This window comes from Thiofaba sp. EF100 (genome assembly GCF_039822285.1).
Taxonomy (GTDB): Bacteria; Pseudomonadota; Gammaproteobacteria; order Halothiobacillales; family Halothiobacillaceae; genus Thiofaba.
In genome coordinates this window covers 251,287-270,135 of the sequence record NZ_JBAJEY010000002.1, presented here as the reverse complement: position 1 = coordinate 270,135, position 18,849 = coordinate 251,287, and the positions used below count along the sequence as shown (strand labels likewise).

14 protein-coding genes and 1 tRNA gene are annotated in these 18,849 nt (G+C 66.7%); 4 read left to right on the top strand and 11 right to left on the bottom strand.

Going from position 1 to position 18,849, the window contains the following annotated elements:
- Nucleotides 1-52: 52 nt before the first annotated feature.
- Together V6D91_RS05615 and gpmI are read left to right on the top strand one after the other, a co-directional pair.
- Nucleotides 53-1,723: a DUF255 domain-containing protein gene (locus tag V6D91_RS05615; protein ID WP_347318541.1), complete on the top strand. Its 1,671-nt coding sequence runs from the start codon at nt 53-55 to the stop codon at nt 1,721-1,723.
- A gap of 221 nt (nt 1,724-1,944) precedes the next feature.
- The gene (gene gpmI, locus V6D91_RS05610) at nt 1,945-3,495 is read left to right on the top strand and encodes a 2,3-bisphosphoglycerate-independent phosphoglycerate mutase (RefSeq protein WP_347318539.1); all 1,551 of its coding nucleotides are present in this window, start codon (nt 1,945-1,947) and stop codon (nt 3,493-3,495) included.
- Between the two features lie 161 nt (nt 3,496-3,656).
- Here the strand turns inward: gpmI and V6D91_RS05605 are convergent, their stop codons facing one another.
- Nucleotides 3,657-4,445 (bottom strand): c-type cytochrome, encoded by a 789-nt coding sequence (locus V6D91_RS05605; protein WP_347318537.1) that lies wholly within the window; start codon nt 4,443-4,445, stop codon nt 3,657-3,659.
- A 148-nt stretch (nt 4,446-4,593) separates the two neighbouring features.
- On the opposite strand from V6D91_RS05605, the gene V6D91_RS05600 reads away from it, so the two are divergent.
- Nucleotides 4,594-4,670, top strand: a tRNA-Arg gene (locus tag V6D91_RS05600).
- A gap of 88 nt (nt 4,671-4,758) precedes the next feature.
- Here the strand turns inward: V6D91_RS05600 and V6D91_RS05595 are convergent.
- From V6D91_RS05595 to V6D91_RS05570, 6 genes are all read right to left on the bottom strand, one after another.
- Nucleotides 4,759-4,971 carry a hypothetical protein gene (locus V6D91_RS05595; protein WP_347318535.1) on the bottom strand — a complete coding sequence of 71 codons (213 nt, stop codon included), beginning with the start codon at nt 4,969-4,971 and terminating at the stop codon, nt 4,759-4,761.
- A gap of 369 nt (nt 4,972-5,340) precedes the next feature.
- Nucleotides 5,341-6,366 (bottom strand): hypothetical protein, encoded by a 1,026-nt coding sequence (locus V6D91_RS05590; RefSeq protein WP_347318533.1) that lies wholly within the window; start codon nt 6,364-6,366, stop codon nt 5,341-5,343.
- Nucleotides 6,366-8,204: a DUF4852 domain-containing protein gene (locus tag V6D91_RS05585; RefSeq protein ID WP_347318531.1), complete on the bottom strand. Its 1,839-nt coding sequence runs from the start codon at nt 8,202-8,204 to the stop codon at nt 6,366-6,368. The genes V6D91_RS05590 and V6D91_RS05585 overlap by 1 nt, the downstream gene beginning before the upstream one ends.
- Nucleotides 8,204-9,106, bottom strand: a complete 903-nt coding sequence (locus V6D91_RS05580; protein WP_347318530.1) for an SH3 domain-containing protein — start codon at nt 9,104-9,106, stop codon at nt 8,204-8,206. Before V6D91_RS05580 ends, V6D91_RS05585 begins: the two co-directional genes overlap by 1 nt.
- Before the next feature lie 192 nt (nt 9,107-9,298).
- Entirely contained in the window at nt 9,299-9,763 is a 465-nt protein-coding gene (locus tag V6D91_RS05575; RefSeq protein ID WP_347318528.1) for a hypothetical protein, read from the bottom strand.
- A 107-nt stretch (nt 9,764-9,870) separates the two neighbouring features.
- Nucleotides 9,871-11,463 carry an ABC-F family ATPase gene (locus V6D91_RS05570; RefSeq protein WP_347318526.1) on the bottom strand — a complete coding sequence of 531 codons (1,593 nt, stop codon included), beginning with the start codon at nt 11,461-11,463 and terminating at the stop codon, nt 9,871-9,873.
- A 416-nt stretch (nt 11,464-11,879) separates the two neighbouring features.
- On the opposite strand from V6D91_RS05570, the gene V6D91_RS05565 reads away from it, so the two are divergent.
- Nucleotides 11,880-13,487: a protein adenylyltransferase SelO gene (locus tag V6D91_RS05565; protein WP_347318524.1), complete on the top strand. Its 1,608-nt coding sequence runs from the start codon at nt 11,880-11,882 to the stop codon at nt 13,485-13,487.
- A gap of 122 nt (nt 13,488-13,609) precedes the next feature.
- Here V6D91_RS05565 and rlmC read toward each other — a convergent pair whose 3' ends face one another.
- From rlmC to V6D91_RS05545, 4 genes are read right to left on the bottom strand one after another with little or no spacing between them, the layout of a single operon-like run.
- Complete coding sequence (gene rlmC, locus V6D91_RS05560; protein ID WP_347318523.1) at nt 13,610-14,746, bottom strand: 23S rRNA (uracil(747)-C(5))-methyltransferase RlmC; 1,137 nt, start codon at nt 14,744-14,746, stop codon at nt 13,610-13,612.
- Between the two features lie 60 nt (nt 14,747-14,806).
- A complete protein-coding gene (locus V6D91_RS05555) occupies nt 14,807-15,436 on the bottom strand; it encodes a response regulator transcription factor (RefSeq protein ID WP_347318521.1) in 630 nt (209 codons plus the stop codon).
- Entirely contained in the window at nt 15,433-17,985 is a 2,553-nt protein-coding gene (locus tag V6D91_RS05550) for a response regulator (protein ID WP_347318519.1), read from the bottom strand. Before V6D91_RS05550 ends, V6D91_RS05555 begins: the two co-directional genes overlap by 4 nt.
- Nucleotides 17,985-18,845 (bottom strand): hypothetical protein, encoded by an 861-nt coding sequence (locus tag V6D91_RS05545; RefSeq protein ID WP_347318517.1) that lies wholly within the window; start codon nt 18,843-18,845, stop codon nt 17,985-17,987. The genes V6D91_RS05550 and V6D91_RS05545 overlap by 1 nt, the downstream gene beginning before the upstream one ends.
- Nucleotides 18,846-18,849 lie beyond the last annotated feature (4 nt).

Here is an 18,849-nt window from a genome sequence, read left to right as displayed (position 1 = left end):
GAGGGTCGCCTTTTTTCTGTGCCTGCTCGCCCTGCCTGCCGCGGCCGAGCCGTTGCGCAACGCCCTCGCCGGCACGGCCTCCCCCTACCTCGCCATGCATGCGGACGACCCCGTGGCCTGGCAGACCTGGTCCGCCGATGCCCTCGCGCGCGCCCGCACGGAGGGGCGCCTGATCCTGGTGTCCAGCGGCTTCTTCGCCTGCCACTGGTGTCACGTCCTCCAGCAGGAAAGCTTCCGCGACCCGGTCTTTGCCGGCCTCCTCAACACCGCCTTCCTGCCGATCAAGGTCGACCGCGAGGCGGAGCCTGCACTGGACGCCGAGCTGCGCCGGGCCATGCAGGCCATCAGCGGGCGTGCCGGATGGCCGCTCAACCTGATCCTCACCCCGGAGGGCGATCCGCTGTACGGCTTCGTCTACGCCCCGCGCGGCGAGCTTCTGGTTCGCCTGCAAAGGCTGCATGCGCTGTGGCAGGCCAACCCCGAGCGCCTGCGGGCGCTCGCCCAGAGCGCGAGCGCCGAACTGCGCCCGCAGAACGCTCCCGCTACCCCCATCTCTCCCGCCGAGGCCCGCCAGCTGCTGCGCGAGGCCTTGCTGGCCGAGGCCGACCCGCTCGCCGGCGGCTTCGGCCACGGCGCCAAGTTCCCCCATGCCCCCCGCCTGCTGGCCGTGCTGCGCCTGATCGAACAGCAGGGCGACGACGCCCTGGAGGGGTTCCTGACCACCACCCTCGAGGCCATGGCCCGGGGTGGGCTGCGTGACCAGCTCGGCGGCGGCTTCTTCCGCTACACCATCGACCCTGACTGGCAGCTGCCCCATTTCGAGCAGATGCTGATCGACCAGGCCCTGCTGGCCCGCATCTACCTGCGAGCCGGCCGCCTGTTCGGACGTCCAGACCTGAGCGCGGTCGGCCATGACCTGATCCGGGTGATCCTGCGCGACTTTGCCCACCCCGGGGGCGGCTTTGTCGCCGCCCTCTCGGCCCTGGACGCCCGGAGGAGGGAGGGCGGTGGCTACCTTTGGGATGACGCGGCGCTCGCCGCCGTGCTGGACGGCCCTGTGCTTGAGGCCGCCCGCCGCTGGACCTGGGTCGGGCATGAGTCCTGGGGGCCGGGGCGACTCCCCTTGCGCCTAGGCGCGAGTGAGGCCGACCGGCAGGCCATCACCCTGCTCGCGGCCGCCCGCCCGCGCCCGGTGCACCCGCGGGATGAGCAGATCCCCCTCGCGGCCAACGGTCAGCTGCTCGTGACCCTGGCCGAGGCCTGTCAGGCGGGGCTCCGCCCCGCCTGCGCAGCCGGTGGGGCCTTGGCTCACTTCGTACGCAAGGCCGCCAGCGGCCCCATCGACGAACTGCAGGCCGCCGTGAGCCTCGCGGCCGGTCTGGCGCGCTGGGGTCAGGTCGAGGGCTTAGAGGACGATCGGGCGCGCGCCCGCGCCCTCCTCCGTGACGCCGCACGCACCTTTGGTGGAACCGGGGGCTGGCAGCCCAGCGCTCGCCCGCTGCCGCCGTGGAGCGGACGCATGGCCGAACTGCCGGATGATGAATACCCGTCCGCCAGCGCCCAGTGGCACGAGCTTGCCCACGGGCTGGGCGTCATTCCGGCTGTCAGCGCAGGACTCAGCCTTGAGGTCCGCCGGGCCCCACTGCAGCACGCTACCGCCCTGGCCTTTTGGGCGCGCGGCAGGCCACCCCCTAACCCGAAGGGGAATCGCATGAAGGCCTAATGCATTCACGCAAGGCGAAAAACCAGCATGCACAGAGGGCCTTCCTCGCTCTGCCGGGTTGTAGGAGGCCCGCCCACGGGCCGATCGCCCACGCACAATCCGCCTGTCGCGGCGAGGGCGCCGCTCCTACAGCCAACCCGCTAACCCGCTGATCTGCGCGGGCGTTTCTGTTATATTCTCACGTTTGTTTTCAACGTCCCGACCGCCGCCGCCACACCGCAATGTCCAGCTCATCCATCGCCCCCCGCCGCCCCGTCATCCTCGTCATCCTCGACGGCGTCGGCGTCAACCCGAGCCGCGAGAACAACGCCGTCGCCCTCGCGCGCACGCCCCGGCTCGACGGATTCTTCGCCAACCATCCGCACACCGTGATCGAGGCCTCCGGCCGCGCCTGCGGCCTGCCGGACGGGCAGATGGGCAACTCCGAGGTCGGCCACCTGACCCTCGGCTGCGGCGACATCCACCGGCAGGACCTGGTACGCATCGACGACGCGATTGCCGACGGCAGCTTCTTCGAGGTCCCGGCGCTGGTGATGGCGGCGCAGAAATCGGCCAAGAACAACCGCCCCCTGCACCTGGTCGGCCTGGTCTCCGACGGCGGCGTGCACAGCCACGTCAACCACTTGCTGGCGCTGATCAAGCTCGCCAAGGAACAGGGCGCCCGCCCGCTGGTGCACATGTTCACCGACGGACGCGACACCGCACCCAAGAACGCGATCAGCTATCTGGCCGAGGTGGAGGCCGCGCTGGCCGACGCCGGCGGCGCCATCGCCACCATCTGCGGCCGCTACTACGCCATGGACCGCGACCAACGCTGGGAGCGCACCTTCAAGGCCTGGGACGCCATCGTGCACGGCCACGGCAAGCGCGCCCAGAACGCGCGCGCGGCGATCGAACAGGCCTATGCCGAAGGGAAGACGGACGAGTTCATCGAACCGATCGTGCTCGATAGCTGGGAGATCCCGCACGGCGACACCGACGGGCTGATCTTCTTCAATTTCCGCAACGACCGCCCGCGCCAGTTGGCCGAGGCGCTCGGCCAGAAGGGCTTCACCGGCTTCGACCGCTTCGAATTCGACCCGCTCACCGTCACCTGCCTGACCGAGTACGACCCGCGCTTCCTCTCCCCCATCGGCTTCCCGCCGGAGCGCCCGGGCGTAACCCTGGCCGAGGTCATCAGCCAGGCCGGCTACAAACAGTTCCACTGCGCCGAAACCGAGAAATACGCGCACGTCACCTTCTTCTTCAACGGCGGCAAGGAGCAGCCCTTCGCCGGTGAAGACCGCGTGATGGTGCCCTCGCCCAAGGTCGCCACCTACGACCTCAAGCCGGAGATGAGCGCCGCCGAGGTGGCGGATGCCACCATCGCCGCCATCCAGAAGAACGAGTACGCCTTCATCCTGGTCAACTTCGCCAATGGCGACATGGTCGGCCACACCGCCATCCGCGAGGCCGTGATCGCTGCCGTCGAGGCCGTCGACACCCACGCCGGCCGCGTGGTGGATGCCGCCGTCGAGGCCGGCTACAGCGTCATCATCACCGCCGACCACGGCAACTGCGACGAGATGGTCGACCCGATCACCCGCGAGCCGCACACCCAGCACACCATCTACCCCGTGCCCTGCATCATCATCGACGAGCACCCCTGGCGCCTGCGTACCGGCGGTGGCATCGCCAACATCGCCGCCACCGTGCTGGAACTGATGGGGCTGCCGGCGCCGAAGAAGATGAAGGGCTCGCTGCTGCTCGGCCCGGTCCAGCGGACGAACTGACCTCCGCTCGCCCAGGGCCACGCAAAAGCCCGCCGAGGCCTATGCCTCGGCGGGCTTTGTTTTGGTTTTGTGTCCGCGTCGCGGTCAACAAAAAGGGAGCCAGCGGCTCCCTTCTTCCTATTCCACAGGGGCGATCCTGGCCGCCCCCTCCGGCCATGGCCTTACAGCGAGGCGAGATAAGCGCTCAGGTCAGCGATGTCGCCATCCGACAGAGCGGCGGCGTTCGGTGCCATCATCGCGCTGTTCGGGCCGACGGTCTCACCCGCGCGGTACTTCTTCAGCTTGGCCGCCAGGTCGGCCGCAGACTGGCCGGCCACCTTCGGGAACATGCCCTGACCTTCGCCATTCATGCCATGACAGGACGCGCAGGCAGCGAATTTGGTCTTGCCCGCGGCCACATCACCCGTAGCGACTGCGGCCGGGGCAGCTGCGGCAGGAGCAGGAGCAGCGGCCGGAGCGGCTGCAGCGCCACCGAAGGAGGCGATGTGGGCGGCCAGGTTGGCGATGTCGGCGTCCGACAGGCTGGCTGCATTCGGCGCCATCATGGAGGTCATCGGACCGAGCTGCTCGCCGGCGCGATACTTCTTCAGCTTGCCTTCGACGTCCGAGGCGGACAGGCCGGCGAGCTTCGGGAAGGCACCGGAACCCTCGCCGTTCGCGCCGTGGCAGGCCGCGCAGGTGGTGTACTTGGCCGCACCGGCCGCAGCATCACCGGTTGCAGCGGCTGCGGCAGGAGCAGCCGCTGCGGGCGCGGCAGCTGCCGGAGCTTCGGCGGCCGGCGGGGCTGCCGGTGCGGCCGGGGCCGTCGCCACCTCACCCTTGGTGCTGCCTCGCTCGATCGTGTTCATCAGCGACTTCGCCATGTAACCGACCACGATCAGCAGGAGCACCACGCCAAGGGCGGTGACGACCTTGGCCATCGAGTCCACTTTCACATCATGCTGGGCCACGAAAAAATCCTCGTTGTTTTTGGGAAACCCGCGAAGTGGCGCACCGGGCGCCACGACCTAAAAAAACATTATAGGTCCACCGCATCCAGGCGGGACAATAAAAAAATGGACGGGTCGATTAGAGAGGGGGTATGCTTTTGCACCCCAAGCGCCCGTAGCTCAGCTGGATAGAGCGCTGCCCTCCGGAGGCAGAGGTCTGGGGTTCGAATCCCTACGGGCGCGCCACTTCTCCTTCGCTAACAGGCTTTTTGTCTCTTTCCGCTCGTGACGGGCCCGCTGCTGCGCGCCGCTGGTCAATGTTGACCCACACCCCTCAATCCATTTCCGGTGCGTTTAGACGCACAAAGAGACCATCGTCTGCCCCGCTCGTTTCCAGCTCCTTGATCCAAGCCCTGAGCATATCGTCCTCAATGCGCGGCTCGGCGTGCCCGACCCTGCCGACCAGGCTCAGGGGAGCGCCCTCCAGCTTGCGAAGAGCCGTCTGGACGCGCGGCACATCCACCGGACTGCCCAGCCGCTCACGCATCTCCGCGAAGCTATCCTCCGAGTAAAGAGGCTTCTCCCTCAAGATTTGACGGAGGACGAGACGCCCCAGGGGTGAAAGCCCTTCAAGGAGTCAAGGACACCGGATATCCAGCCTGATCGACAATGCCGCAAACAGACACAAACCGATCGGCCTGTTCGGGAGACTCTTGGGCCAAGATGCAGGGCTCCAGGAGGGGGCGCTGGCACCGCAGGCTTTGCCCCCGCCGACGATACAGATCGAGAACCAGGAGAACTGCGCGCACCGGCCATTCGCCACCTGTGATTTCGTGAAACCGATCCGCGAAGTGCTGAACCAGCTCGGCCTAGTGAATCGCCCTGAGCAGACTTTTCCAGACGCGACTCAGCACACTCAGTGCCTGAGCTCGAAACGAGTCGCCGCCAGGAAGGACTGGAGACCTTTGAATGCGGGTCCCATTGAGCCATCACTGAAAATCGCGACAGGACGCTCCATGTCCGTTTTCCCCGCCAAGTCCCCGCCATCCTCGACAAACTCCGCGAGCTCTTCATAGAAAGCCAAGACGCGCTCACCCTTGCTCCCCTTAGCCTCCCTTCTTCCCTCCTTGCGCACTTCCTCTGCCACAGACGCCGCAAAGGTTTTGAGGTCGCCGGGAAATTGAGCCTGCTCCCGCTTCCCAAGCAAGACGCGCTCACGCAGCCCCGCATCGTTCAGCCTGAAATCCAACTCTGCCAGCCTGACGTTGCCCGCCGCTTCCAGCGCACTCAATCCAAGCCCCAGCAGGAGCGCCGAGGGATAAAGATCCGGCGCAGCTACGACCTTTCGCAGCTTAGTCAATGCAGCAAGATCAACCTTCTCCAGCGCCACAGTCGCGTGCGCCTTGCCCATGTCCTCCAAGTCAAGCGCCATTCCAATCTCGAGCCGATGCCCTTCAGATTGATAGTCATAGCGCAGTTCTACATCACCAACGAGACGCGTATAGCCCAACCCCGCGAGTGATGCGAAGTCGTTGCGCGCCAACTTGAGCGTTTCCCCCGCAGCGGTGGTGACAATGGGCATGTCCAAGCCTTTGAGCTGGATTCGAAGCGCACTGGGAATATCGCTGTCCTCACTCTCGCGGATATCGGACAGCCTCAGCTGAGCGATGTGCAGGACCGATTCTTCGCCTTGGGCGGCGTGGATAGCCACATCCCTCAGGGTCACACTATTGCCTAACCAGCCTGCGGATACACTCTTGTAGGTCAGCTTGGATTCAAGCTTCTGGTCTTCGAGCACCTCAGCAATGCGCGCCTCAGCCTTGCGATCGATGGCCATTTTCCCGGCCATGGCCAAAACAGCGACCATGGCGGCAGCGCCAATGCCAATAAAGACGAACTTGTTCTTGAAGATAGATTGCATGATGGTCTTGTCCATAATCATCACTGTGTCTCCGGATAGCTTTGCAGTGCATACTGGCGAGCCATCTCCGCGATCTGCTTGGTGATGCGCTCCTCATCGGCATATTCGGCACAGGCCTCTTTCTCACAGGCCACCGCCTCGGTGACATTCATGCGACCAATGATCTGGTTGGGTTTCGGGCTTTCCGCCCGGACGAGCCCGTGGATCACATACCAACGTCCAGCCTTGAAGCCCTCGACCTCGCCACCCTCTGCATCGAGAACGAGCCGGCCAGGCCAGGCGGCGGGAATATCCTTCTCTCCCGACTTCTCTACCCGGACCAGCAAGGTGGCCTTATGTGGCAAGCCGGTTTGAATGCTCGCAAGCGTGGCAGCCGCGGCGGTGCTGAATCCATGGAATCCCGCCATGTTCAGATATCCGGCCCGCTGGGCCGGCGTTGCGGACCGGACAAGGATCTCAAGCTCCCGCTGGCGCTGCTCCATGCGGGCCTGTCGCATCTCTTCCATCCGCTTGGCCATTTTGACCCGCTCCTCCTCCTGCTGCTTGGCCTCGCGTACCTTACGGGCGGCCTCGTTGGCGGTACGGATGGCCTCAAGCTCCCTACCACTTACGCTGCCCAGTAAGACACCCGCCCGACTGCTCTCATGAAAATCCACCCAGGCCGGGCGGAGGGTGAAAACCTCCTCTTTCTGCCAGCCCCCATCCCTTTGCTCGAACTTGACGATATCAACCAGGGCTCGTACCTCGACCGTCCGATAGCCGTTACTCTTCTTAAGGAAGGCCCGCGCATCCTCCATGGACATGGGCAGGAAGCTGGGCGCTGCATCCTGACTGAATTCGACCTTGAACTGATACGGCCAAGAACTCCGGTCTGGCAAAGGCATGCTGCCGTAATAGGCACATTGGCTCGTCTGTTTATTCCGCAGGCCAATGACGATAGAGGCTGCCGCCCCTTCCTCCAGCGGAAAGCCTTGGCGCATCTGGTCATACTCGGCAAGCCGGACCTCATAGGTCAGCAGAGCGCGCTGCGGCAGTTGGGAGGCAAGGCGGTCGGACTCAGCCTTGTACTTCGCCACAAAATCCTGCAGATCGAGTTCATTGCGGCTGACCTTGTTGTAGCCCACGCAATCCTGCGTGTAGGCAAATGCACGGTTCAGGTCGACTGTGCCGCGCAGTTCAGGCCTGTAGTAAGCGAGTGCATGCGCCAGGTGATACCAGTCCAGCATCGGATACTGAGCCATGTCGGGACGCTGGGGCTCATTGGCCTTGGTGACAGGCTCGGGAATATCCGCCTTTGCAGAGGCCGAGACCTCAACAGGCATCGGCTCGACGGAAGGCACGGGGGAGGGGGCCGCTTGGGGCAAGGGCTGTTTATTGGCCGCGGCGATGTGCGCCTCGGCCAGGCTCGCCGGCCCACTCACCTCGGTCACCGCTGGGGTGGCCGCGGTTGGGGCAACTGATCCCCCGACCGGCGTCAGGGGTGCCTTGGTCGTCTCGGGCGCGACCTTCTGCCAGCCTTTGGCTGCGTCGATGATGAAGGGCTCCCCTGCAGCCTTGTTGCCACTTGCCTGGACGATCAGCGGCGTCACCCGGGCTGTCGTGGCCGAGGGGCATTCCGCCGCAAAAACGGAGGCTAGCTTGGGCATCAGCCCCCCTGCCCCATCCGGCAACAAGGAGCTGTCCGGCTGCAAGCGCACCTCGAGCTCAAGCCGCTCCTTGCACCAGGCGCCATCGGCTTGGGGTTGGGCAAAAACCTCGACCCCCATTTTGGAGGAGTGAGCCAGGCGGTGCGCCTCAGCGGCATGGGCTTCCCCTTGGGCCAGTAACATCGCGATGATCAACGGGAGCTGCTTGTGCATCAGCTGATCTCCCATGCGCCGTCAGTACCACGGCAAGCTTGGGAGGTCTGAGTCTCAGACTGCCCATCCTTGCTCTTCAGCTGGATCGTCAGCGGACGACAGGTTGTGGTGGCCGCTACTTTCTCGACCACAATCCCCTCTTTGTCCAGATCCACCCCCGCCATTCCCAGGGCATCGAGGTCCACCCCGCCGCCTGGCTTAACACCCCGCGAGGCCCTCAGGGAGGATGCTGAAGCCACCTGTTGCACAGCCCGCCCCTCCGCCACGTAGGATTGGGACACATAGCCCACGGTACGCCCTTTCTTGGCCACAGCGACCCACGGAGCCCCAACCACCTTACCCACTGCGGTGAACTCCTCTCCAGCTTTCAAGCCATTCACCACATCACTTTTCGTACTCGGCGCAGCCCGGACATTCACCGCACTTTTAGCAACATAGGTTTTTCCGATCAGATCAAGCTGGGGCGGCGGCTCAACGTTCTTGTCGCGCACCATGACGATCTCTTTCTGCTCATTCTTGGCGGTGCCCGCCTGAATTTCAGCGCTAACGCCCTTCTGCTGGTTGGTCCAGTTCGCACCAGCTTGCCCGTCTGGCTTATCCAGTGCTTGTGCTGCCTGAAGCTCGATAGCCTTTTTATCCTCCTCATCGAGCATCTGGCCGATCTGCTGGCCCAAGAACCCGCCTGCAAGTGCACCAATGGCCGCGCCAAGGACACGGCCTTCACCCTTTCCTCCCAGAACCGCACCGAGGAGCCCCCCAGCCACCGCGCCTATGGCCGCTCCACTCGTAGCCTTGTTGGTCTCGCCACCCCCGGTTTGCCCCGGGCCCGTACCTGTCGTGACACAACCGGACGTTAAGAGTGTGATTGCGAGCGCCAGCGCGCTCAGACGAGTTTTCGACATACGGTCCTCCTGAGTAGATGTCGAATCAAGAACGAAAAAAGGCCGCGCCATGCCAGCGCGGCCTTTTTCTGGAACGGGACATGATAGGGATGTAGTGTCCGTGCTTAACGTATCCATTCGTCCGTCTTCATCCATGAAGGTAAGCAGGTCATCGCTAACTATGCTGATGTTACAGCATAAAATATAGCCATATTACTCACGGCTGTCGGTGAGATTAACCGAAGGGCTTTGTCTGCGCCAGACTTCGCCTAACTGGCGCCTCGCTGGAAGATCTCTCTCGTGCCGCCACTCATTGCGCTCCTGCGTTCGCGGCGGCTTGTCGTGCTCAAACCGAAGGGGTTCGACACGTTCCACGCGGCGCGGCGTCAGTTCCTGGCGGGCCTCACGATGATGCTCGTGACGCTCCTCCATGCGCCGTGGATCAACATGCCCATGGTCCGGGGCGGGCGGTCTGACCACCACGATTCTCGGCTCCTCGACCACGACGACCCGCGGCCGCGGCTCGTAGTAGGTCTCGCGATGCACATAGACCGTCCCGGGATACCGTGGTGGGCCGTAGTAGCCATCGCCGTAGTAGGTCTCGTGCACATAGCCCGAGCCTGCGCAGCCGGTCAGCGCCATGAGGGGCACCCCCAGCAAAACCAGCTTGATGTTCATGGACCGATCTCCCCGGGGGTATCCCGCACTCATCTGATGATGCGAGGGGTTAGAAAGCGACGCGGGTGAGGGGTTCCAAGCCCCACTGGGGGCGAGGCGGTGGCGCATCACTCCTCGCCCTGGCTGCGCAGGTAGTCGTCGTAGCTTCCGCTGTAGTTGACGATGCCGTTCGGGGTCAACTCGATGATGCGGGTGGCGAGCGAGGAGACGAATTCGCGGTCGTGGCTGACGAAGATCAGCGTGCCCGGATAGTTCTCCAGTGCAGTGTTGAGCGACTCGATCGACTCCATGTCGAGGTGGTTGGTCGGCTCGTCCATCACCAGCACGTTCGGGCGCTGCAGCATCAGCTTGCCGAACAACAGGCGGCCCTGCTCGCCGCCGGAGACGACCTTGACCGACTTCTTGATGTCATCTTGCGAGAACAGCAGACGGCCGAGGGTGCCGCGCACCATCTGCTCGTCATCCTGCGGGCGGCGCCACTGGGTCATCCAGTCGAACAGGGTCACATCTTCGGCGAAGTCCTCGGCATGGTCCTGGGCGAAGTAGCCGAGGTTGACGTTCTCCGACCACTTCACCGTGCCGCGGTCGGGGGCAAGCTCGCCGACCAGGGTGCGCAGCAGGGTGGTCTTGCCGATGCCGTTCGGACCGATGATGGCTATGCGCTCACCCACCTCGACCATCAGGTCAAGCCCCTTGAACAGCGGCCCCTCGCCGTAGCCCTTGGCCAGATCTTCGACCTCCAGCGCCAGGCGGTAGAGCGCCTTGTCCTGTTCGAAGCGGATGAACGGGTTCTGACGACTGGAGGGCTTGACCTCCTCCAGCTTGATCTTGTCGATCTGACGCGCGCGCGAGGTGGCCTGGCGCGCCTTGGAGGCATTGGCTGAGAAGCGGCTGACGAAGCTCTGCAGCTCGGCGATCTGCGCCTTCTTCTTGGCGTTGTCGGCCAGCAGGCGCTCGCGCGCGGCGGTGGCGGCGGTCATGTACTCGTCGTAGTTACCGGGGTAGACGCGCAGCTCGCCGTAGTCCAGGTCCGCCATGTGGGTACAGACGCTGTTCAGGAAGTGGCGGTCGTGGGAGATGATGATCATCGTGCTGTTGCGCGCGTTGAGCACCTTCTCAAGCCAGCGGATGGTGTTGATATCGAGGTTGTTGGTCGGCTCGTCCAAGAGCAGGATGTCCGGGTCGGCAAACAGCGCCTGGGCGAGCAGCACGCGCAGCTTCCAGCCGGGGGCCACCGCGCTCATCAAACCGTAGTGCTGCTCGATGGGGATGCCCACGCCGAGCAGCAGCTCGCCCGCGCGAGACTCGGCGGTGTAGCCGTCCATCTCGGCGAAGGCCACCTCCAGCTCGGCGACCTTCATGCCGTCCTCCTCGCTCATCTCGGACAGGGCGTAGATGCGGTCGCGTTCCTGCTTCACCGCCCACAGCTCGGCATGCCCCATGATGACGGTGTCGATGACGCTGTAGTCCTCGAACGCGAACTGGTCCTGGCGCAGCTTGCCGATGCGCTCGTCGGGATCGAGCATGACGGTACCGGAGCTGGGCACAAGGTCGCCGCCGAGGATCTTCATGAAGGTGGACTTGCCGCAGCCGTTGGCCCCGATCAGGCCGTAGCGGTTGCCGTCGCCGAACTTGACGGAGATGTCCTCGAACAGCGGCTTGGGGCCGAACTGCATGGTGATGTTGGCGGTAGAGAGCACGTGGGGATTCCGGAAAAGAGGAAGCGCCCCCGCCCCGGGACACAATCCCAGGGAAGGAGGCGCGAGGGATGGCGCCTACTTTACCGGAGATTGAGTCCGAATGCGGCCCTTTCCAGGCTGTTTCAAAAGGGCCATCCTGCCCTTTTGAAACTCGCCTCGTCGCGGTACACGCCCGCGACGGGCTCCGAGAATCAATCACTTACCCTGATTGATTCTCGCGCGAGCCATCCATGGCTCGCATTTCCTGGCTGTGTCAAAGACTTTTGACACAGCCGGTTTCAAGCGCCGATGCGCGCTCGGGGTGCCGGTAGGCCGCAGGCGAGAGACCCGACCATGGCCCTGCAAATCATGAGGGTCCATGCCGCCGCACATCGGCTATCTTGATCGGACCCGCCACTCCCCAGTTGACCCAGACCATGTGCGCCCTCCCGGCGCGGGGCTCCCTCGAGTCCCTGCGCTTCGACAACCGCTTCGTCCGTGGGCTTCCGGGCGACGCCGCCCCCCGCAACGCACCGCGCCAGGTGTTCGGCGCCTGCTACAGCCGTGTCGCCCCCACCGCCGTGGCCGCACCACGCCTGCTGGCCTGTGCGCCGGAGGTGGCCCGCCTGATCGGGCTGGACCCAGAGGAATGCCAACGGCCGGAGTTCGCCGAGGTGTTCGGCGGCAATGCCCTGCTGCCCGGCATGGAGCCTTATGCCGCTTGCTACGGCGGCCACCAGTTCGGCCAGTGGGCCGGGCAGCTGGGCGATGGGCGGGCGATCAACCTCGGCGAGGTCGTGAACCCGCAAGGGCTGCACCTGACCCTGCAACTCAAGGGCGCCGGCCCCACACCCTACGCCCGTACGGCAGACGGGCGCGCGGTGCTGCGCTCCTCGCTGCGCGAATTTCTGTGCAGCGAGGCCATGCACCACCTCGGCGTCCCCACCACCCGTGCCTTAAGCCTGGTGGCCACCGGCGAGCCGGTGCTGCGCGACATGCTCTACAGCGGCAACATCCGCCCCGAGCCGGGCGCCGTGGTGTGCCGGGTGGCCCCCTCCTTCACCCGCTTCGGCCACTTCGAGATCCATGCCGCGCGGGGCGATCACGCCCTGCTCAGGCAGCTTGCTGACTACACCCTACGGCATGACTTCCCCACCCTGGGCGAGCCGGGGCCTGCGACCTTTGTTGAGATGTTCCGCGAGGTCTGCCGGCGCACCGCGGTGATGGTGGCCCATTGGATGCGGGTCGGGTTCGTGCACGGGGTGATGAACACCGACAACATGTCCATCCTCGGCCTGACCATCGACTACGGTCCCTATGGCTGGCTGGAGGACTACGACCCGGACTGGACGCCCAACACCACCGACGCGCAGGGGCGCCGCTACGCCTTCGGCCGCCAGCCGAAAGTGGCCGCCTGGAACCTCGCCCGCCTCGGCGAGGCCCTGCTACCCCTGGTCGGGGACGTCCGGCCGCTGCAGGAGGCACTCGAGTCCTACAGCGCCACCTATGCGCAGGCGTGGCGGGCGATGATGGCCGCCAAGCTTGGCCTGAGCGCCTGGCAGGCGGACGACGAGCCCCTGGTCGACGACCTGCTGGCGCTGATGCAGCAGGCCGAGTGCGACTGGACGATCTTCTTCCGCACCCTCGTCGCCCTGCCCGCCCCCGACACGACCATGGACGAGGACGCCCTGCTCGCGCCCTTCGTGCACGCCTCCTACCTGCCGGAGGGTCTGGATGCCGGGATGCGGGCGGCGGCGCTGGACTGGCTTGCGCGCTACCAGGCCCGCTGCCGTGCGGATGGGCGCCCCCTTGAGGCGCGCGCGGCGGCCATGCACGCGGTCAACCCGAAGTACGTGCCGCGCAATTACTTGGCCCAGCAGGCCATCGAGCGCGCCGAGGCGGGCGATCTGTCCCTGCTGCACACGCTGCAGGCGGTGCTGCGTCGCCCCTATGACGAGCAGCCCGAGCACGAGGCCCTGGCCGCGAAGCGCCCGGAGTGGGCGCGCCACAAGCCTGGCTGCTCGATGCTCTCCTGCAGCTCGTAAAGAAGATCTGAACAACCCGGAATGTGGTACGCCCCCTCCCCTTGGCGGGGAAGGGGTAACACGCAACGGGTGCCCCCTCTCCCCCGGCCCCTCCCCCTCAGGGGGAGGGGAGAACCATGGACTCAGCCCCGGCGCTCAAGCAGCACCAGTACCTCGCTGTGCGCGGTATGCGGGAAAATATCGAACAACTGGGCCCGAACCGGCGTAAACGACGGCAAACGCGCGATGTCCGAAGCCAGAGTCGCCGGGTTGCAGCTGGAATAGACCAGCCAGCGCGCCGCGGAAGACTCCAGGAAGGCGCACAGTTCCGCGCCGATCCCCCGCCTGGGCGGATTGACCAGCACCAGCTCGGGCACCTGCGCCTGACCGAGGGCAAAGTCAGCCGCCGCCAGGGCGCGGAACTCGGTATGGTTCAACCCAAGCTCGGCGGCGCTGAGGCGCGCACTCTCGATCGCCTCCAGGCTCACCTCGATGCCCGTCACCGTGCCGCGCACGTGCGGGGCACAGTGCAGGGCAAAGCCGCCCACCCCGCAGAACAGGTCCCACATCCCCTGCGGGGCGATCTCTGCCACCCAGTCGCGTGCGGTGGCGTAGAGCGCGGCGGCCACCGCGCTATTGGTCTGGAAGAAGCTCTTCGGGCGCAGGTGAAGCGGCAGGTCGTTCAGCCACATGGTAAGGGTCTGCTGCTCCGTCAGCACGATCTCCTCCTCGCCCTCGAGGATCGCCTTGTGTTCGGGCTGCAGGTTGACCGACACCACCTTCAGGCCCGGCAGGCGCTCCAGCAGGCCAGGCAGCTGCGCGCGGATGGCCCCGAGCATGGCGCGCGAACGGAGCACGAGGCGCAGCATCATCTCGCCGCTCTGCTCGCAGCGGGTGAGCAGGACGTACTTCAGCTCACCCCGCCGTCCGGGCACGTCGTAGGGCGGAAGCCGCGTCTGGCGAATGAAGGCCTTGATCGGCCCGAAGGCCGCCTGCATGGCGGGTGGGTAGAGCGGGCAGTCGGAGAGGTCCACGCCCCGGCCCGAGGGGTCGAGGATGCCGAGCAGCGGGGCTTCGGCCGTGCCCGAGACGACCATCTTGGCCTTGTTGCGGAAGCCCATGTCCGCGCTCGCCACGGGAGGCCGCCAGGCCAGTTCGGGCCAGGCGACCAAGGCGGCCTGGCAGGCCTGTTGCTTGTGCTGGAGCTGTTCGGCATAGGGCCGCTCGATCAGGGTGCAGGAGCGGCAGCGGCCCGCCTTGTGATGGTGACAGGTGATCATGGCCGCATAAGGTTAACCCATGGAAAAAGGGGGCTTCGCAAAACGTTGGTTCATCCCCACCTATTCCACCCACCCTTCCAGCCGTGCCAGCCGGTAGGCCTCGATCTCGCCCTGCACCCCGAGCTTGCGCAGCGCGTTCTGCTTGTGCTGGCTGACCGTCTTTTCCGACAGCATCAGGTTCTGCGCGATGGTCTTGTTGTCGTGGCCGGCAAAGACCTGCATCAGCACCTCACGCTCCCGCTCGGTCAGGCTGGCGAAACGCTGCGCCGCCCCCTCCGGCTCGGCCTGCAGCGCCGCGGCGAGGCGCGGGCAGATGAAGCGCCGGCCCGCCGCGACCTCCGCCACCGCCCGCAGCAGGTCACGGCCGGCAGCCTCCTTGGAGACATAGCCGTCGATCAGCTCATCGCGGAATAGGTCGCGGACGAAGGCCGGGGTGGTGATGGAGGACAGGCCGATGATCCTCGGCCCCTGCTCGAGGGCGCGCAGGCGGCGCATGGTCTCCAGTCCACCCATGCCGGGCATGTGGATGTCGATCATCACAACATGCAGCTCCTCACGCCCGACCAGCGCGAGCAGGGCCTCGCCCGAGTCCACATCGGCCACCACGCGAAGCGCGCGTTGGCCGTCGAGGTGCATGCGCAAGGCCTGCCGCACCAGGGTCTGATCATCCACCAGGGCAACCCTGATCATTGCCTCTCCTCCTCATCTGCGCGTTGCCACAGGGCGTCCCACAGGGCGCCGTCGTCGGGTATCCGGCCGCCGCCCCGGCTGGCCTCATCCAGCGCACGGGCGGCATCCGCCAGACCGGTCAACCCCACCAGTCCCGCCGTACCGGCCAGGGTGTGCAGCAGTTCGTGCAGCGCCGGGCCGTCTTCCGCCAGGCGCGCGGCGCGCAGGCGCGTGGCGAAGGAGGGCCACTCATCCCGCCAGAAACGCGCCCGCAGGCCCTCCAGTTCCAGCGGAGGGGACGGCGACGGCAGGGGCTGCCCGAGGGCCGTGGCCAATGCATCGAACAGCCGGGTCTCGCCGACCGGCTTGTGCAGCACCGCCCTCGCCCCCGCCTCCTGCAGGCGTTCCGCGGTCTCGCCCAAGGTATCGGCGGTCAGCATGAGCACGGGGAGCTCGGGCTGGCGTGCCCGCAGCTCGCGCAGCACCACCTCACCATCCATGCCCGGCATGTGCAGGTCGAGCAGGACGGCGTCCACGCCCTTGCGCCGGGCCAGGGCCTCCTCCCCGCTCGCGGCCAGCACTACGCGCGCGCCGGCCTGCTCGAGCATCTGGCCAAGCACTTCGCGGTTGAGCGGATGATCGTCGACCACGAGGATCGTCCTACCCTCGAAGGCTGCGCCGCCCACCTCGTCAGCCGCCGGACGGGCGTCGGCATGAAAGAGGAGATCGCCCAGGCTCTCGACCGCGCGTTCGAGGTCGCGCTGGGAGGCGGGGCACCGGATCACCGCGGCCCCCAAATGCTCGAGGCGCCGCTCCCAGTCCGGCTCATCGCGCGCGGTGCAGACCAGCACGTGCCGTGCCCGTTGCCGTCCCTCGAGCGCCATGCCGAGCAAGGCCGCCCGGCCATCCTCGCCGCGCTCCACCGGATCGCGCAGGGCGAGGACGTCGAGGCCGTCCGGCAAGCGATCGAGCAGCCTGCGCCATCCCTCCGACGCAAGCCCGCCCTCCTCCAGCTGGACGCTCCAACCCAGGCGGCTGAAGCGGGTGTAGGCCGCTTGCCGGAAACTCGTACGGTCGTCCAGCACGGCCACGCGCACCGGGAGGCCGCCGCGCTCCGGCCCAGACACGGCGCCGCACACCGGCCAGGTGAAGCTCAGCATGGCGCCCCCCAGCGCCCCCGCGTCGATGCGCAGCTCGCCGCCCGCGCGCTCCACCAGCCCACGGCAGATGGCAAGCCCAAGGCCCGTGCCCTCGTGCGCCCGCTCGGTCCCCACCTCCAGCTGCTCGAAGGCCTCCAGCAGGCGCTGCCGGTCGGCCTCGGGGATGCCGGGGCCGCTGTCCTCCACCTCGAAACGCAGCACACATCCCTCCCCGCGCTCGTCCGGCGGCTGCTCCAGCATCAGGCGCATGACAATCCCGCCCTGCGGGCTGAACTTGATCGCGTTGGAGAGCAGATTGATGAGCACCTGACGCAGGCGCAGCGGGTCGCTCTCGACCCGCTCGGGCACGTCGAGGAAACTCACCACGTCGATGTACAGTCCCTTGGCACGCGCACGCTCGGCCAGTTCGATCGCCACCTCGTCCAGCAGACGCATGGCCGAGAACGGCACCGAACGCAGTTCCAGCTTGCCGGATTCGATGCGGGAGAAGTCGAGGATGTCGCCGATCAGCTCGCCGAGGTGGCGGGCCGACTGCTCCATCGCCTCCAGGTACTGCTGGCTGCGCAAGGTCATCGGCTGGTCGGCATACTCGCGCCGCAGCAGGTGCATGAAGCCGACCAGGGCGCTGAGCGGCGTGCGGATCTCGTGGCTCATGTGGGCAAGGAAGAGGGTGCGCACGGCCTTGGCCTGCTCGGCCCGCTCGCGCGCGAGGTCGTGGCGCAAGGCCTCCGCGCGCAGGCGCTCCTGGGCCTCCAGCGCGTCGGCCAACAGGTTGACTCCGCGCTGCAATTGGCGCAGTTCGTTGTCGGCGTCCTCGGCGATCCTGACCCCGCCGATCCCATGGCCGATCCGGCGCATGGCATCAAGCGATTCGCGCAAGGGACGCAGGATGCGCGTCGCCAGGCGCCAGGCCACCCCGCCGACCACCAGGGCAAGCAGTACGGCCAGGGCCATCGCCTGCCAGAAACCCTGGCGCTTGATCGCATTCACCGGTCGCTGGTCGAACCAGATCCAGGCCTCGCCGATGCGCAGCTGGTCATCCTCGCCCCGCTGCGGGATGCACAATGGCACGAACACCGCGCGCAGGGCGTCGGCGGGGGCACTCTTCGGGCCCTGACCACGCTTGACCAGTGGGTCGCCCATCGGGTCGGCCAGGCGCAGGCCGTAGATGTTGGACTCGCCCACCATCTCGCGGGCGAGGTCGTCGAGAGCCTCCATGTCACCGGCCAGCAGGCTTTGCGTGGCCCGCGCAGCCAGCCCGCGGGAGAGATCGTGCACCCGCGCCTCGAATTGCTCGTCCAGCAGGACCGTGCGGTTGTGGGCGTGGAAGAGGGTGAGGCCGATGAACAGCACCGCCAGCGGCAGAATGGCGAGCAGCATCAATTGCGTGGTGACCGAATGGCCGCGCATCACTCCCCCTCCTCCAGCCGCAGGCCGAGCCGGCTGAGCATGAGCGGATTGTGCAGGACGCGGGCCTGGTCCAGCGCCTGCACCGGCGGCAAGGGGTCGGGGCCGAGCAGCTCGGGCAAGAGACGCACGGTCAGCGCGATCGCCGCCTCTTCCGCCTGCACGGCGGCGGCCACCACGCCTCGCCGCACATCCTGCAGACCGAGCCCGCCGACCATCGGCACCCCCTCGCGCGCCGTCATCAGCAGCCAGTGCTTGAGCAGGCCCTCGTGATAGAGCGCAGGATCGGGCAGGGCGAGCACGGCCTGGACCTCACCCAGCACCTCGCGCAGCGGGCGCAGGGGCTGGTCGTCGGGCCGGGATGGGAGCAGGACGGGCTGGAAACCGTGTGCGCTCAGGATCTGCGCAGCGGCGCGGGCCAGTCCTTCGGCGGCCGGCGAATAGGGCACCGCCACCTGGCGGGGGCGTGGCCGCAGGGCCTCCAACAGGGCAACCTGGCGCGCGGGCGGCGGGTCCGAGGCCACGCCGGACAGGCGCCCTGGCGCACCCGCACGCAGGGCGTCGAGGCTGAGGGCGGGCAGCCCCAGGGCCCATACCTTCGCCTGCGGGCACCCGCGCAGCGCCGCGCGGGTCGCGGCCTCGCCCACCGCCAGCACCAAGCGCGCACCGGGACACTGCACCCCGACCCCGTCGCCCAGTCGTTGCAGCGCAAGGCTCGTCCCCGGAGGCAGGGCGGGACGCAGCGATTTGGCGATCGCCTCGCCCTCCTCCGCGCCCAGCACCCAGACATCCTCCGCCCTCGCAACCCCGCCCATCAGCACCGGCAGGAGCAACAGCAGGAGGAGAAGGAGGATCCGACGCATGGCC